1 pseudogene is annotated in these 357 nt (G+C 72.5%); it reads right to left on the bottom strand.

Annotated features, from left to right (window positions below):
- Window positions 1-357: pseudogene (locus tag ACOADB_RS15500) on the bottom strand (AMP-dependent synthetase); the annotation flags it as partial.

A 357-nucleotide genomic window follows, 5' to 3' on the forward strand; every position in this document is an offset into this window, starting at 1 on the left:
CCGGGCAGGTGCCGAGGACCTGCTCGACCTCGGTGGGATAGACGTTCACGCCGCCGCTGATGACCAGGTCCTCGCGCCGGCCGTCGAGGAAGAGGTACCCGTCCTCGTCGAGGCGTCCGAGGTCGCCCACCGTGAAGGCCGGTCCCTCCGGGGTGGTGCGCCACGCGGCCGCCGTCTTCTCCGGTGCGCCGAAGTAGGTGAAGCGGGCGAAGTCCGGCACCGTGCACCAGATGGTGCCGTCGGCGTCGAGGCTCAGCGACCGTCCGGGTCGCGCCCGCCCGACCGTCCCCGGGCGCTCGAGCCACTCCTCGCTGCGGCAGGCGGTGAACTGGCCCTCGGTCGATCCGTAGAACTCCC

Origin of the sequence: Nocardioides sp. CPCC 206348 (assembly GCF_048654705.1) — a bacterium.
Classification (GTDB): domain Bacteria; phylum Actinomycetota; class Actinomycetes; order Propionibacteriales; family Nocardioidaceae; genus Nocardioides.